At 40.8% G+C, this 13,543-nt stretch carries 12 protein-coding genes and 2 pseudogenes; 2 read left to right on the top strand and 12 right to left on the bottom strand.

All coding sequences use genetic code 11. From position 1 onward, the window contains the following. The first annotated feature begins 402 nt into the window (after positions 1-402). Positions 403-639 (top strand): hypothetical protein, encoded by a 237-nt coding sequence (locus ACRWSG_RS12935; RefSeq protein ID WP_462166478.1) that lies wholly within the window; start codon positions 403-405, stop codon positions 637-639. A 14-nt stretch (positions 640-653) separates the two neighbouring features. Then, complete coding sequence (locus ACRWSG_RS12930; protein WP_462166477.1) at positions 654-1,757, top strand: M14 family zinc carboxypeptidase; 1,104 nt, start codon at positions 654-656, stop codon at positions 1,755-1,757. 214 nt (positions 1,758-1,971) lie between these two features. On the opposite strand, the gene ACRWSG_RS12925 is transcribed toward ACRWSG_RS12930, so the two are convergent. The 12 genes and pseudogenes from ACRWSG_RS12925 to ACRWSG_RS12870 all read right to left on the bottom strand — a co-directional run bounded on the left by ACRWSG_RS12925 (position 1,972) and on the right by ACRWSG_RS12870 (position 13,518). Beyond that, positions 1,972-2,949 (bottom strand): transposase, encoded by a 978-nt coding sequence (locus ACRWSG_RS12925; protein ID WP_462166476.1) that lies wholly within the window; start codon positions 2,947-2,949, stop codon positions 1,972-1,974. Positions 2,950-3,139: 190 nt separating this feature from the next. Then, a complete protein-coding gene (gene nqrM, locus ACRWSG_RS12920; protein ID WP_055020649.1) occupies positions 3,140-3,352 on the bottom strand; it encodes a (Na+)-NQR maturation NqrM in 213 nt (70 codons plus the stop codon). Positions 3,353-3,688: 336 nt separating this feature from the next. Beyond that, complete coding sequence (locus tag ACRWSG_RS12915; protein ID WP_462166475.1) at positions 3,689-4,720, bottom strand: FAD:protein FMN transferase; 1,032 nt, start codon at positions 4,718-4,720, stop codon at positions 3,689-3,691. A 113-nt stretch (positions 4,721-4,833) separates the two neighbouring features. After that, entirely contained in the window at positions 4,834-6,060 is a 1,227-nt protein-coding gene (nqrF, locus tag ACRWSG_RS12910; protein WP_054554282.1) for an NADH:ubiquinone reductase (Na(+)-transporting) subunit F, read from the bottom strand. A gap of 19 nt (positions 6,061-6,079) precedes the next feature. Then, complete coding sequence (nqrE, locus tag ACRWSG_RS12905; RefSeq protein ID WP_016708692.1) at positions 6,080-6,688, bottom strand: NADH:ubiquinone reductase (Na(+)-transporting) subunit E; 609 nt, start codon at positions 6,686-6,688, stop codon at positions 6,080-6,082. Positions 6,689-6,698: 10 nt separating this feature from the next. Continuing rightward, positions 6,699-7,331, bottom strand: a complete 633-nt coding sequence (locus tag ACRWSG_RS12900) for an NADH:ubiquinone reductase (Na(+)-transporting) subunit D (protein WP_054554281.1) — start codon at positions 7,329-7,331, stop codon at positions 6,699-6,701. Beyond that, positions 7,331-8,083: a Na(+)-translocating NADH-quinone reductase subunit C gene (locus tag ACRWSG_RS12895; protein ID WP_054554280.1), complete on the bottom strand. Its 753-nt coding sequence runs from the start codon at positions 8,081-8,083 to the stop codon at positions 7,331-7,333. The genes ACRWSG_RS12900 and ACRWSG_RS12895 overlap by 1 nt, the downstream gene beginning before the upstream one ends. Then, on the bottom strand, positions 8,076-9,278 hold the full coding sequence (locus ACRWSG_RS12890) for an NADH:ubiquinone reductase (Na(+)-transporting) subunit B (RefSeq protein ID WP_054554279.1): 1,203 nt from the start codon (positions 9,276-9,278) through the stop codon (positions 8,076-8,078). Before ACRWSG_RS12890 ends, ACRWSG_RS12895 begins: the two co-directional genes overlap by 8 nt. Before the next feature lie 4 nt (positions 9,279-9,282). Further along, positions 9,283-10,627, bottom strand: a pseudogene (locus ACRWSG_RS12885) (Na(+)-translocating NADH-quinone reductase subunit A). A gap of 348 nt (positions 10,628-10,975) precedes the next feature. Then, a pseudogene (gene fabV / locus ACRWSG_RS12880) lies at positions 10,976-12,169 on the bottom strand (enoyl-ACP reductase FabV). A 376-nt stretch (positions 12,170-12,545) separates the two neighbouring features. After that, the gene (locus ACRWSG_RS12875; protein WP_054554277.1) at positions 12,546-12,857 is read right to left on the bottom strand and encodes a BolA family protein; all 312 of its coding nucleotides are present in this window, start codon (positions 12,855-12,857) and stop codon (positions 12,546-12,548) included. A 73-nt stretch (positions 12,858-12,930) separates the two neighbouring features. Continuing rightward, entirely contained in the window at positions 12,931-13,518 is a 588-nt protein-coding gene (locus tag ACRWSG_RS12870; protein ID WP_462166474.1) for an alpha-ketoglutarate-dependent dioxygenase AlkB family protein, read from the bottom strand. Between the last annotated feature and the right edge of the window lie 25 nt (positions 13,519-13,543).

Genomic DNA, 13,543 nt, shown 5'->3' with positions numbered 1-13,543 from the left:
TTATCGCTTTTACTGCATTTTAGGTAAATGGCTTACCCTATTTTTTAATGCGGTAACATGATCTTCATCAATAAAGTTTCAGTAATTACTGAAATTTCGATGTGGAGTATAACAAAGTCAACAGACGGTACAAGTAGAATTTTACAGCACACGGTTAAGTATTGTTTAGCCATTTGATAATAAACTGTAAAAAAACAAACCTATTGAAGCTAAGTACTTAAAAGTAATACTGTATTTTATATAGCGTAAAGCTATGAAGAAAAAGAAAATAGCATAAAAATAGCGATTTAAAGCATACTTAGTCAGTAGCAATCGAAGCTTTAATACTGAACAAGGATTAGCCAAACCATTAAAAATATAATATTCTACATAATATTAAAATAAAGAATAAAAGAGATAATTATGCGCCTATATGTACTCGCCACAGCCCTTTTAGCACTAAGTACCAGTACACTTGCAAATACGATTGAAGACACCGCTGTAGCTGGCTTAGATAAACCTGCGATTTACTACGCCGATATAGAGCCACACTTAAAAAGCGCAGCAAAACATCCAAGCGTCACACTAAAACAAATCGGCACCTCTTTCCAAGGACAGGCACTTAATTCTCTAAAAATCGGCACCTACCAATCAAAGTGATGATGTGGAGCCAAATGCACGGCGACGAAAACACAGCTACTGCCGCACTAATGGATTTTTTAAGCTTTATAACCGCAGATGAAAACGCACAATGGCTAGAAAGCTGGCAACAAAAAGTAACTCTTCTCATTATCCCTATGGTGAACCCAGACGGCGCGGCAGCTCAAACTCGCCATAATGCACAAGGTATTGATTTAAATCGTGATGCAAAAGCCCTTCGCACAAAAGAAGGACAAATACTCATGACTGCGGCTGATGAATTCAAACCTGATTTCGGCTTTAATTTACATGATCAGAATGCCTATTACGGTGCCGGAAAAATGGGAGAACAAGCCACTATTTCAGTGCTAGCACCCGCCTATAATGAAGCAAGAGAAGTGAATAAAATTCGTGGTGAGGCTATGCAATTTATTGCTCATTTAGCCAAAACGGTTGAAACCATGATCCCAGGGCACTTGGGGAAGTACAACGACAGTTACTCTTATCGCAGTTTTGGAGATACTTTTTCGGAAAAAGGTATCCGAACTATATTAATTGAATCAGGTGCTTACCCAAACGACCCAAACCGACAAATAGCCCGTAAAGTTAACCGTGTTTTATATAAAAAGACTATTGATTCAATAACTTCACAGGAATGGAAAAGCGCTAAAATAGCCCAGTACCACGCTATCCCATTAAATGCTAAAGACAATTGGGTAGACTTACTAATAGATGATGTAACTGTAAAGAGTGAGCTAGGTGATTACCAGATAGATATTGCAATAAACAACAAAGGACAGTCACCCATAATTAAAGAATTGGGTGATATAAGCAGTATCCGCAAAGGTTACACCAGTTTAGATGCAAGCAGCCTGAACTTTAGAACCGGTAACAGTTTTGTTTTAAATGAGTCGTTAAAGCTTACCGAAAATAAATATAAAGAGCTTTTAATACAAGGCTATAGTTGCTTTTCTGGCGATATTAATATGCTAGAAAACTCCACAAATTGGGCAGTTTACGCATGCAAAAGTGTATTTACATCAATACCTTCACTTCATGCACCTGCCGCCTTTTTCTTACAAGCAAATGGCAAAAATAAGTACGCAGTTTTAGGAGCTAAGTTAATTAATTTAGATTAAACACGATTTAAAAAGACAGGCACTGTTAAAAGTGCCTGTTAAATCTCCAAATTCCTTAAATTTGTTAACCTAAAATAATAGTTGCGTAGGCAAGCTAGCCTATTAGCTTAATCTAACAATAACAACCAAGACAAAAGATTTAGCTTTATGAGAATTGAAAGCACAAGTTAGCTGCAAGTGTTTGCAAAAAATAAAAATTGAGAGAAATTTAAGATTAACTGGCAAGTAATAACTTACAGCTTGTAATGTTACTTCGTCGCTTACGCGCAGTTTTACTGCAATAACTTTCGATAGTACCTACTCGACCTGCAGCTCCACGAAATAAGTTTTCAAATTGAGTTGTTAGTTTTAACCATTTTTCCGGTTCGAAATTCAGCCTTTCAAGAATAGGAGGTAAATGATGCTCTATATATCCCGGCTTATCCGCGCTGATACAACGCCCAGTTTGCTCCACAAGTGGCAGATATGACTTTAACTCAAAAGGTATTCCCTTTGATTTATACTTGCTCATGCCACCAATAAAACGAGCTAGTAACTTAGGTTGCTTTGACTCCTTCGCGCTTTCGCATCGCTTTTTAAAACTGGTATAGTCCGATTGTTCCGGCGTGCTCGCAGCTTTAGCACGAACAGGGTTTAAATCAACATAGGCCATGCAGGCTAAAAGCGCTGATTCATCAAGGAGAGCTTGGCTTTTAAAGCGCCCTTCCCAAAAATGCCCTGTACACTCGTCTTCTTTATTTGCACGTCTGGCGATATACTCATTGAGCATTCGCATGAACCAACTAATGCTCGAAAGGCGCGTTCTGTATTCTGCAACCTCTTTATTTAAGAAGACTTGTTGACCATCACTTAACGGCTCACCATGAAGGGCTTTTTGACCTAAAGGCGTCATTTTACTGAGCTTATACCAGCGTAAAAGGATGGCCTTATCCGATAACCTATTTGCTTTTTTATCATCAACATAAAGCACAACATGTGTATGGTTACTCATCACCGCATAAGCACATACATCAATGCAAAATACCTTTGCAAGAGCAAGCAGACGCTGTTCAACCCACCCTCTGCGGTGTTCATATGATTTACCTGTGAGTGTGTCTTCTCCACAAAGGTAGGCACGTCTAACACAGCAAGATACACAATGATAATATTTGGTATTCGACAAACAGATTTGCCGCTTCCTTGCTAAAGCCATCGTCCACTCCTTGAACTGATAAATTGAAATGCATTAGCTGTAACTAAAGTGTAGACAAAATCTTTTTTACTGCAAGAATGAGTTCATGGATAAAAGTGACTGTCTTTGTAAATATTCAAAATAGTTTTAAAGTGACTGTCCTTGTAAAATTTAGGTATTAAAAAAGCGCCTTTGGGCGCTTTTTTTGTGGTTAAAGAATTTGATTCTCTTTCCAGACTTGTTCTTTTGCCATGCGCTTTTTACGCTTGTCACATGGGTCGTCGCAGTCGCAGGCTTTGTCGATACCAACAGCGCCTAGGCCACCACAACTACTGGCCATAGATTTCTTTTGCACAATCATGCCGACAGCCATCGCCGCCACAATTAAAATAAGTAGACCAAATGTAAGAAGAAAAAGTGACATTGCTTTGCCCCTATCGTCAGCAATTAAATCGAGCCCAACTAATTAGGCTGCATGTATTATATACCTAAACGACCTCAAGGTGCGAGTTTCAGTTAGAATTAAAAGCGATTTAGGCAAGGCATTGATTACAAGCAATAGTGGTTCTATTGTTAAAATCAATAACGCGGTATAAATCGCTTTTAAACCAATCCTTTGGTCGCTTCACAGGCGCTTACTCTCATCGTTGTTAGTTCTGGGACTGCCATTGTTGCAAAATAACGCCTTGATATTAAGCTCCTGTGGAACGCTGAGTTCTACATCTTGAGGCTGCTTGGGTATACACGGCTTCTTGCCCTGCTACAAATAAGGTTTAAAAGCGGGGCTAGAATATGTCACTAAGCCATTGTCTGACTTACCAATTAAGTACACCGGCAAATCGTGCTCTTCGGCGTATTTCTGCGCCTTTTCCATGCCCATTACTGTAATTGCCGTCGCTAAGCCATCTGCAGTCATCGCTGATGGGTGTAAAACAGTAACTGATACCAAATCATGACGGCTCGGCATACCTGTTACAGGGTCAATTAAGTGGCTATAGGTAACACCATCCATTTCGTAAAAAATTCGGTAATCACCGGATGTCGCAATACCATTAGTACCCGGCTCAATTACTTTATGTACTTTACGCACGCCAGGCTCAGCATCAGGCTGCTCAATAGCTATTTTCCAAGTGATGTTGTTTGGCTTAATACCCGACACACGAAGCTCACCACCAATCTCAACCATATAATTAGTGAAACCATGGCTTTCTATCACTTGTGCTACTTTATCAATACCATAGCCTTTTGCTGTAGCAGAAAACGACAGCTCTAAACCATCAATCGTCTTCATAAGACCAGCATCTGTAAGTTCAAGCTTATCAACACCAATTTTGGCAACCATTGCGGCCAAGGCTTCATCGCTTGGGCGTTTAGTCGGCTTTTTATCTGGACCAAAGCCCCACAAGTCAATAAGTGATCCCATAGTCACATCTAACGTTTTTGTTGATTCGCCAAGGCGAATTGATTCAGCTACCACGTTTCTAAAATCAGCGCTTATTGGCATTACCTGCCCTGCTGGTAACTGGTTGAACTGGTTAATTTCTGAATCAGGAATGTAAGTCGACATAGATTGATTTACATCTTTAAGCACTTGCTTAATTTCCGGGTGTAAATCAACACCTGCAACCTTTGAAGACTCTGCAAACACCTTAATGTGATAAGTGGTGCCCATTGTCTTACCTTCAAAATAAAGCTCTTCAGCCTTATCTGATTGACCGCAGCCAGCCATGAGTAAAGTCATAGTTAATAGGAAAAAGGCCATCAAGCCTTGGCGATAAAACACTCTATTCATAGCATTCACCTTGTAGATACCACGGAGTTCGGTATAGAAATAAAAAAAGCCTCGTAACACTAAGTGCTACGAGGCCTGTATTCTAACCAAAACTAATTGTTTTGTGTATGGTGTTAGCCACCGAAGTCATCTAATAAGATGTTTTCGTCTTCTACACCAAGATCTTTAAGCATGTTGATAACAGCCGCGTTCATCATTGGAGGACCACACATGTAGAACTCACAATCTTCAGGCGCTTCATGATCTTTCAAGTAGTTTTCATAAAGTACGTTATGGATGAAGCCTGTGTAACCTTCCCAGTTATCTTCTGGTTGTGGATCAGACAGTGCTGTGTGCCATACGAAGTTATCGTTTTCTGCTGCTAAGCCGTCGAAATCTTCTACGTAGAACATTTCACGCTTAGAACGCGCACCATACCAGAAGCTCATCTTACGCTTAGATTGTAAACGCTTAAGTTGGTCAAAGATATGTGAACGCATTGGTGCCATACCTGCACCACCACCTACGAATACCATTTCTGCATCAGTGTCTTTCGCGAAGAACTCACCGAATGGACCAGAGATAGTCACTTTATCACCTTCTTTTAATGACCAAATGTACGAAGACATTTTACCACATGGAAGGCTTAGGTCTCTTGGCGGCGGCGTAGCGATACGCACGTTAAGCATGATGATGCCTTCTTCTTCTGGGTAGTTAGCCATAGAGTATGCACGAATTGTTTCGTCGTCTACTTTAGACTCCAGATCGAAGAAACCGAAGTGGTTCCAGTCGCCACGATACTCTTCTGGAATATCGAAATCAGCGTATTTAACGTGGTGAGCTGGTGCTTCAATTTGAATATAACCACCGGCACGGAAAGGTACTGACTCGCCATCAGGAATTTGTAATTTAAGTTCCTTGATGAACGTTGCCTTGTTATCGTTAGAGATAACAGTACATTCCCACTTCTTAACACCGAAAATTGACTCTTCAAGTTCAATTTCCATGTCGTTCTTAACATTTACCTGACACGCTAAACGGCAGCCTTCACGCGCTTCACCTTTAGAGATGTGATCAAGTTCTGTTGGTAAGATATCGCCGCCACCTTCTTTGATGTGTACACGACACTGACCACAAGAGCCACCGCCACCACATGCAGATGAAACGAAGATACCTGAATCAGCTAGCGCGCCTAATAGCTTGCTACCTGCAGATGTTTTAATAGCTTTTTCTGGGTCGCCATTAATTCCGATGATGATATCGCCGCTTGCTACTAATTTAGATTTAGCACCAATGATAACTAAAACTAAAATAACAACGATAGCGATGAAAACACCAACGCCTAAGAAAATCTCATTCATGATTTATCCTCGCTACCTATTAAAGTGAAATACCAGAGAATGACATAAAGCCAAGACCCATAAGACCAACAGTGATGAAAGTAATACCTAAACCACGTAAGCCATCAGGAACGTCTGAGTACTTCATTTTTTCACGGATACCAGCAAGTAAAGTAATTGCTAGTGCCCAGCCCACACCTGAACCGATACCATAAACAACAGACTCGCCGAAGTTATAGTTACGCTCAACCATGAAAGATACCGCACCGAAGATCGCACAGTTAACTGTGATCAGTGGTAAGAAGATACCTAACGCGTTGTAAAGTGCAGGGAAGAACTTATCTAATGCCATTTCAAGAATTTGTACAAGTGCTGCAATAACACCGATGAAAGTCAAGAAACGTAAGAAGCTAAGGTCTGCTTCTGGGTAGCCAAGCCACTCTAATGCACCTGGTGCAAGAACAGCGTGATAAACCAAGTTATTTACAGGTACTGAGATACCTAGCACCACGATAACTGCCACACCTAAACCGATTGACGTTGTTACTTTCTTTGATACCGCAAGGAAAGTACACATACCTAGGAAGAAGGCTAAAGCTAAGTTTTCAATGAAAACCGCTTTTACAAATAAACTAATATAATGTTCCACTGCTCGCCCCTTACGCTTTTGCTTCTACTTGGTCTTTCTTGAAGGTACGAAGTACCCAGATGAATAAACCAATAATGAAGAATGCACTCGGTGGTAAAATCAATAGACCCATTGGTTGATACCAGCCACCATTTTGTACTAATGGGATAATATCAACACCGAATAGTGAACCTTTACCGAATAACTCACGGATGAAACCAACAGTTAGTAGTACTACTGAGTAGCCTAAACCGTTACCGATACCATCTAAGAAAGACATTAACGGTGGTGACTTCATTGCGTATGCTTCAGCACGACCCATTACGATACAGTTTGTAATGATTAGACCAACGAATACTGAAAGCTCTTTAGCAGTTGCATAAGAGAATGCTTGCAGTACTTGGTCAACAACGATTACAAGTGATGCGATGATTGTCATTTGCACGATAATACGTACAGATGATGGGATGTGGTTACGAATTGACGAAATAAACAAGCTAGAAAACGCAGTTACTAGTGTCAATGCGATTGACATGATTAGTGCATTTTTTAAGCTTGATGTTACCGCTAGCGCAGAACAAATACCAAGTACTTGTAATGCGATCGGGTTATTTGCGAATACCGGACCAAATAGGACCGACTTCATTTCTTTAGTATCAGCCATTATTTCAACGCTCCTTCACGTACTTTCGCAAGGAATGGACCAAAGCCATGCTCGCCAGTCCAGAAGTCAACTGTGTGATCAACACCGTTTGAAGTTAATGTTGCACCAGAAAGACCATCGATTTGATGTTCGTTCTTCGCACCGCTCTTCATGATATTGATTGGTAACTCTTTACCTTGCCATTTAGCAGTCCATTGTGGATTTTGGATTTCACCACCTAGACCTGGCGTTTCGTTGTGCTTGAAGAAGTTGATGTTTTTAACTGTTTCACCATCGCTTTCAAGCGCTAAGAAGCCGTACATTACACCCCAAAGGCCATAACCTTGGATTGGTAGAATGATTGCGTCTGTAGAACCATCAGATTTCTTCGAAATATATACAGGTGAATTTTTTGTCATACGCTGAATACCAGCGATGTCTTTAATTCCTTCTGCTTTCAACGCAAAGCTACGAGCTTGGTCGAATTTTGTTTTCTCGAAGTCAAATGAGTTAGGATCAGCACCTTCAACAAACTCACCTGTGTTCATGTCTACAACACGTGCTTCAATTTTTGAGTTAAAGGTATCTGACACAGTACCTGATACTTCAATGCCTGCAGCCGCTAAGATATTGCGTTGAATATCTTGTGTTTTGTTAGCTTGCTGTAAAGGACGAAGCTGAACTGAAGCAAACGATACGATAATTGCACACACTAAACATAGTGCAACAACAACGGTTAGCGTTTTGCCGATTGATTCGTTATTACTAGACATTACGTGCCAACCTCCGCTTGATATTAGCTTGCACTACAAAGTGATCGAATAATGGTGCAAATAAGTTAGCAAATAAGATTGCTAGCATCATACCTTCTGGGAATGCCGGGTTAACAACACGGATCATTACAACCATAAAGCCGATTAACGCACCGTAAGCGAACTTACCTTTGTCTGTGAATGATGCAGATACTGGGTCTGTTGCCATGAAGAACATACCAAATGCAAAACCACCAAGCACTAAGTGCCAGTGCCAAGGCATAGCAAATACAGCGTTAGTTTCTGAACCAATTGTATTTAGTAAGAATGCCGTTGCAACCATACCTAGGAATACACCTAGTACGATACGCCATGAAGCGATACGCACATAAATTAGGAATAAACCACCGATTAATAGTGCTAGTGTTGACGTCTCACCCATAGAACCTTGAATGAAACCGTAGAACGCATTCCACCATAACTCCATGTTGCTGTAATCAAGTGAACCAACAACAGCTTGGCCAAGCATAGTTGCACCAGAGAATGAATCTACTGCTGTCCATACTGTGTCACCTGAAATTTGCGCTGGGTATGCGAAGAATAAGAACGCACGACCGGCAAGAGCAGGGTTAAGGAAGTTACGACCTGTACCACCAAAGATTTCTTTAGCGATTACAACACCAAACGTAATACCTAGTGCAACTTGCCATAAAGGAATCGTCGCAGGTAGGATTAGTGCGAATAATACAGATGTTACGAAGAAACCTTCATTTACTTCGTGCTTACGCACTGAAGCAAATAGTACTTCCCAGAAACCACCCACAGCAAATGTTACTGCGTATATTGGTAGGAAGAAGCAGGCACCGTAAAACATTTTCGCGCCCCAACCAGAGTCAGCAGTTAATTCACCACCGAATAATTGGAACAGACCAACTTGCCATGTGTTTGCTAGTTCAAAACCTTGTGCTAAAGCACCTGCGGCCTGATGACCGATGTTGAACATACCAAAGAACATTGCAGGGAACGTCGCCATCCACACTAAAATCATCATACGTTTTAGGTCGATGTTATCGCGAACGTGTGTTTTGCCTTTATTTACATAACCAGGCGTGTAGAAAATAGTCGCTGCAGCTTCGTAAAGCGCATACCATTTTTCGTGTTTACCACCCGGTTCAAAATGCGGCTCAATATCTTCTAGAAATTTCTTTAAACCCATCTCTCTAGCCTTCCTTCTCGATCGTAGTCAAGCAATCGCGTAGGATTGAACCGTACTCGTATTTACCTGGACAAACGAAGGTACATAATGCTAAATCTTCTTCATCAAGCTCTAGCGCACCTAACGAAATAGCACCATCAAGATCACGTGCGATTAAATCACGTAATAATAGTGTAGGTAGGATGTCTAAAGGCATAACACGCTCATAGCTACCAATTGGAACCATGGCACGCTTCGAACCACCTGTTGAAGTCGTCATGTTAAATAGACGGCTAGGAGCAAGGTGAGATAAGAAGGTACGTGTTACTGAGAACTTGTTAGCACCTGGTGCGATCCAACCGAATAGCTCTTTTTCGCGACCTTCAAGTAATACAGATACTTGAACATGGTAACGACCTAAGAACGCGTGTGGACCTTGAGAGATAGCGCCTGATAATACAGAACCAGAAATTACACGGTTATCACCGTCTTCTAATTCACCAGCAACTAAATCATCTAAAGATGCACCTAGCTGAGTTTTTACTAAGCGTGGGTTTTTAACACGAGGACCAGCAAGCGAAACAACACGGTCTGTGAAGATTTCACCTGTTAGGAATAAATTACCAAACGCGATTACGTCTTGGTAACCTAAGTGCCAAACCTGCTTGCTTGCAGAAACTGGGTCTAAGTTATGAATGTGTGTACCAACAAGACCTGCCGGATGCTTGCCACCAAACTCATGTACTTCTACTTGAGGGATTGATGAACTAGGCACTTGGCTACCAGCTTGTTTACAAACAAATACTTTGCCGTCAGTTAAACGAGATACCACAGCTAAACCTGCTTCAAATGCTTGAGTGTTCTCAGCAATGATTACTGCAGGATCTGCAGCTAGCGGGTTAGTGTCGATAGCCGTTACAAAGATAGAGCTAGGATTTGCATCCAAAGCAGCTACTCTGCTGAATGGGCGAGCACGTAGTGCTGTCCATTGACCTGACTGAACTAGTACTTCTTTAACTTTTTCACGGTCTAAGCCCGAAAGCTCGTCGGCGTTTAAAAGAGTCAAAGGTGATTTGCTCACTGCCATTAACTTCAATAACAACAGATTGCAGCACACGTTTAGCACCACGATTGATTTCTTTAACTACCCCAGAAGCTGGTGCAGTAAATAAGACGCCTGGGTTCTTTTTGTCTTCAAAAAGTACCTGGCCTTTTTTGACTTGGTCATCCACGCGAACATGCATGGTTGGACGCATACCAATATATTCTTCACCTAGCACAGCTACACGTTTGACGGCAGAACCGTCGTGAATAACTTGCTGAGGTGCGCCCTCTATCGGTAAATCCAGACCTTTTTTTATGTTGATCATACGCACTTGCATTACATTAACGGAAAGAAACTGAAAAATCGTACCAACCACGTCGCCATTTGATATGCTCAAGTTAAACTCTAAGTATCAAAGAATAGCCTGTTTAACACCCCAAACAAGCAACGCAGTAAACTCCTCACATATATTGCCCGAATTTTAACATCAATCAGGGTGACTATGCGAGAGCAAATATGAAATTTATACGACAGATACGGTTATTTAGACTACAAAAACCTTTTGAATAAAATTCAATATAGACCAAAGTGCTATTGATGATGTTTTATTTTCATCCAGAAACAAAAAAGTCGCTTAAAAAAGCGACTTTACAAAATCAAGTTTGTTCAGCGATTAATCGATCAGCTGTGAAATCGCAACATCAGGATTCACATCTTGCTCGTAATCTACACTCTCGATACCAAAACCGAATAAACGTAAAAACTCATTATGGTAACCCACGTAATCCGTTAATTCGTCAATTGTATCTGTATCCACTGTATCCCAAACATGTTGTACACGAGCTTGAACATCATCTTCTAACTCTTTGTAGTTTTGGAATAAATGACCACCTTCGTCAAAACGTGGTGTTTCACCGTAAAGGTTTTCAGTAAATAGTGAGTGAATTTGCTCAATGGTACCTTCGTAAGTACCGTCTGCTTTCATTACTTTGAATAAAGCAGAGATATATAAAGGCATAATTGGAATTGCCGAGCTTGCTTGTGTCACAACCGCATTTAATGAAGAAACATACGCTTCGCCATTTAAGCCTTTTGTTGACTCTTTGATTGCTTGAGTTGCACGGTCAAGATCTTCTTTCGCTTTACCAATTGTCGCATGACCGTAAATTGATCACGTTAACTCTTTACCGATATAAGTGTAAGCAGTCGTTTTGAAGTTATCAGCAAGTACATCTGCTTCTTTTAATGCGTCAATCCACATTTCCCAATCTTCACCGCCCATTACTTTAATTGTATTGTCGATGTCTTCTTGGCTTGCTGCTTCAACCGTTACTTCATCAATCACACGCTTTGAAGTGTTTAGGTTCTTCGTAGTGATATCTGAGCCAATAGGCTTAAGCGTAGATGAGTAAGTCTCACCTGTATTTGGATCAGTACGACGAGGTGAAGCAAGGCTGTAAACAACTAAATCAATTTTACCTAGTTCAGCTTTGATAGTATCAATTGCTTTTTGCTTGATTTCGTTAGAAAACGCGTCGCCATTGATATTTTTAGACCATAAACCTGCTTCTTCAGCGGCTGCTTGGAATGCTGCTGTGTTGTACCAACCTGCAGAACCCGTTTTGCGTTCGCTACCTTCTTTTTCAAAGAAAATACCTAACGTTTTAGCACCGCCACCAAATGCAGCCGTGATACGTGATGCTAGGCCGTAACCTGTAGACGCACCTATCACTAATACATTCTTAGGTGCATTGCTCAGTGGTCCTTGCGCTTTCACATAATTAATTTGTTCTTGTACGTGCTCAGCACACCCTACTGGATGCGCGTTAGTGCAGATAAATCCACGAATTTTCGGCTTAATGACCATTGATCATCCTATATCTATCACAATAAAAATTAGCGCTAGTTTAAAGGCTAATAGTTAAAATACAGGTCTGATCAGTAAAACTTTTCAGACCCACGTAAATTTTTCGAGCTTAAAACACCCAAGTAACCAGCAGTCTAGAGTGACTGTCCTTCTAACTTTGAGTGACTGTCCTTCTAACTTTGAGTGACTGTCCTGCTAACTTTGAGTGACTGTCTTTCTAACTTTGAGTGACTGTCTTTCTAACTTTAGGTGACTGTCCTGCTAACTTTGAGTGACTGTCTTTCTAACTTTAGGTGACTGTCTTTCTAACTTTAGGTGACTGTCCTGCTAACTTTGAGTGACTGCTCTGCTAACTTTAGGTGACTGTCCTGCTAATTTAGTCGAACTTTGAGCCGCCTAAGCACTTTGGTGATTCAGGTGCCTGTCCATGTTGTTCACTAAACTCTTCTGGAGTAAATGTGTGAATCGCTAATGCATGAATGTGATTTGCTAATTCATCTTTTAATAGCTCATTAATTTGACGGTGACGGGCAAGTAAACGTTTACCTGCAAATTCTTCACTCACAACCACCACTTTAAAATGCGACTCAGTTCCACGACTATGCATATGGCTTTCATTGACAACATTCAGGTGTTTACATTCGATACCCGCAGCAAGCTTTTGCTCAATTTGTTGTTGCATTGACATGTGTCATAGACCTTTCATAAGAAAATAATTGCCAGCTACTATATCAAGGGCATGGCTCAATTTACCAATGATTTTATATAATTGAACGAAAGGTAAGATTAATTCGAGGGTGTTTGAGTCTTTGCTGCTTCGGCAAACTATGCTGGTAATCGCGCTGGCTAAAACCATTCATGATTAAACAGCTACCACTTTGCAGCACAGTGCTATATTGTTCATTTTTATATTTGTGCCTTATTTTAAATACACGTTCGGCCCCTAGTGATACAGACGCGATTGTTGGTTGCTCACCAAGTTCTTTCTCATCGTCACTATGCCAGCCCATACAATCATGACCATCTCGATACAAATTAACTAAAAGCGCATTAAATGGTATCTGCAAAGTTCTTGATAAGCGTACACGCATAGCATCAAGTACCTCTGGCCAAGGCTCAACGATTAATTTTGAACCCGAGTAACCATAATTTACGTTCTGATCAGCAATAAAGCATTGCAAACGCGGGATCACATGGTTTTTTCCGTACACTTTTATAGCCGGTTGCTGCCAATTGAGCTGCTGCTGAAGAAAGTAAAATAACTCGAGGCTTTTTTGCGCACTCAATGTATTGGCTTGGTAAGAAAACCCATCAGGTAGATGATTAGGGTTGGCGTTTGGCTGTTGCATGTTAGAATTTACCTATACATTAATA

This window comes from Pseudoalteromonas sp. GB43 (assembly GCF_054923805.1).
The sequence above is the reverse complement of the archived record's forward strand: the minus strand, read 5'-3'. Positions and strand labels throughout refer to the sequence as shown.

Coding starts and splice junctions, on each gene's coding strand:
- ACRWSG_RS12915 (WP_462166475.1), bottom strand. CDS start 4,720: ATGAATAGAGTGTTTTATCGCCAAGGCTTGATGGCCTTTTTCCTATTA.
- ACRWSG_RS12925 (WP_462166476.1), bottom strand. CDS start 2,949: ATGGCTTTAGCAAGGAAGCGGCAAATCTGTTTGTCGAATACCAAATAT.
- ACRWSG_RS12890 (WP_054554279.1), bottom strand. CDS start 9,278: ATGGGTTTAAAGAAATTTCTAGAAGATATTGAGCCGCATTTTGAACCG.
- ACRWSG_RS12870 (WP_462166474.1), bottom strand. CDS start 13,518: ATGCAACAGCCAAACGCCAACCCTAATCATCTACCTGATGGGTTTTCT.
- ACRWSG_RS12935 (WP_462166478.1), top strand. CDS start 403: ATGCGCCTATATGTACTCGCCACAGCCCTTTTAGCACTAAGTACCAGT.
- ACRWSG_RS12900 (WP_054554281.1), bottom strand. CDS start 7,331: ATGGCTGATACTAAAGAAATGAAGTCGGTCCTATTTGGTCCGGTATTC.
- nqrF (WP_054554282.1), bottom strand. CDS start 6,060: ATGAATGAGATTTTCTTAGGCGTTGGTGTTTTCATCGCTATCGTTGTT.
- ACRWSG_RS12930 (WP_462166477.1), top strand. CDS start 654: ATGCACGGCGACGAAAACACAGCTACTGCCGCACTAATGGATTTTTTA.
- ACRWSG_RS12875 (WP_054554277.1), bottom strand. CDS start 12,857: ATGTCAATGCAACAACAAATTGAGCAAAAGCTTGCTGCGGGTATCGAA.
- nqrM (WP_055020649.1), bottom strand. CDS start 3,352: ATGTCACTTTTTCTTCTTACATTTGGTCTACTTATTTTAATTGTGGCG.
- ACRWSG_RS12895 (WP_054554280.1), bottom strand. CDS start 8,083: ATGTCTAGTAATAACGAATCAATCGGCAAAACGCTAACCGTTGTTGTT.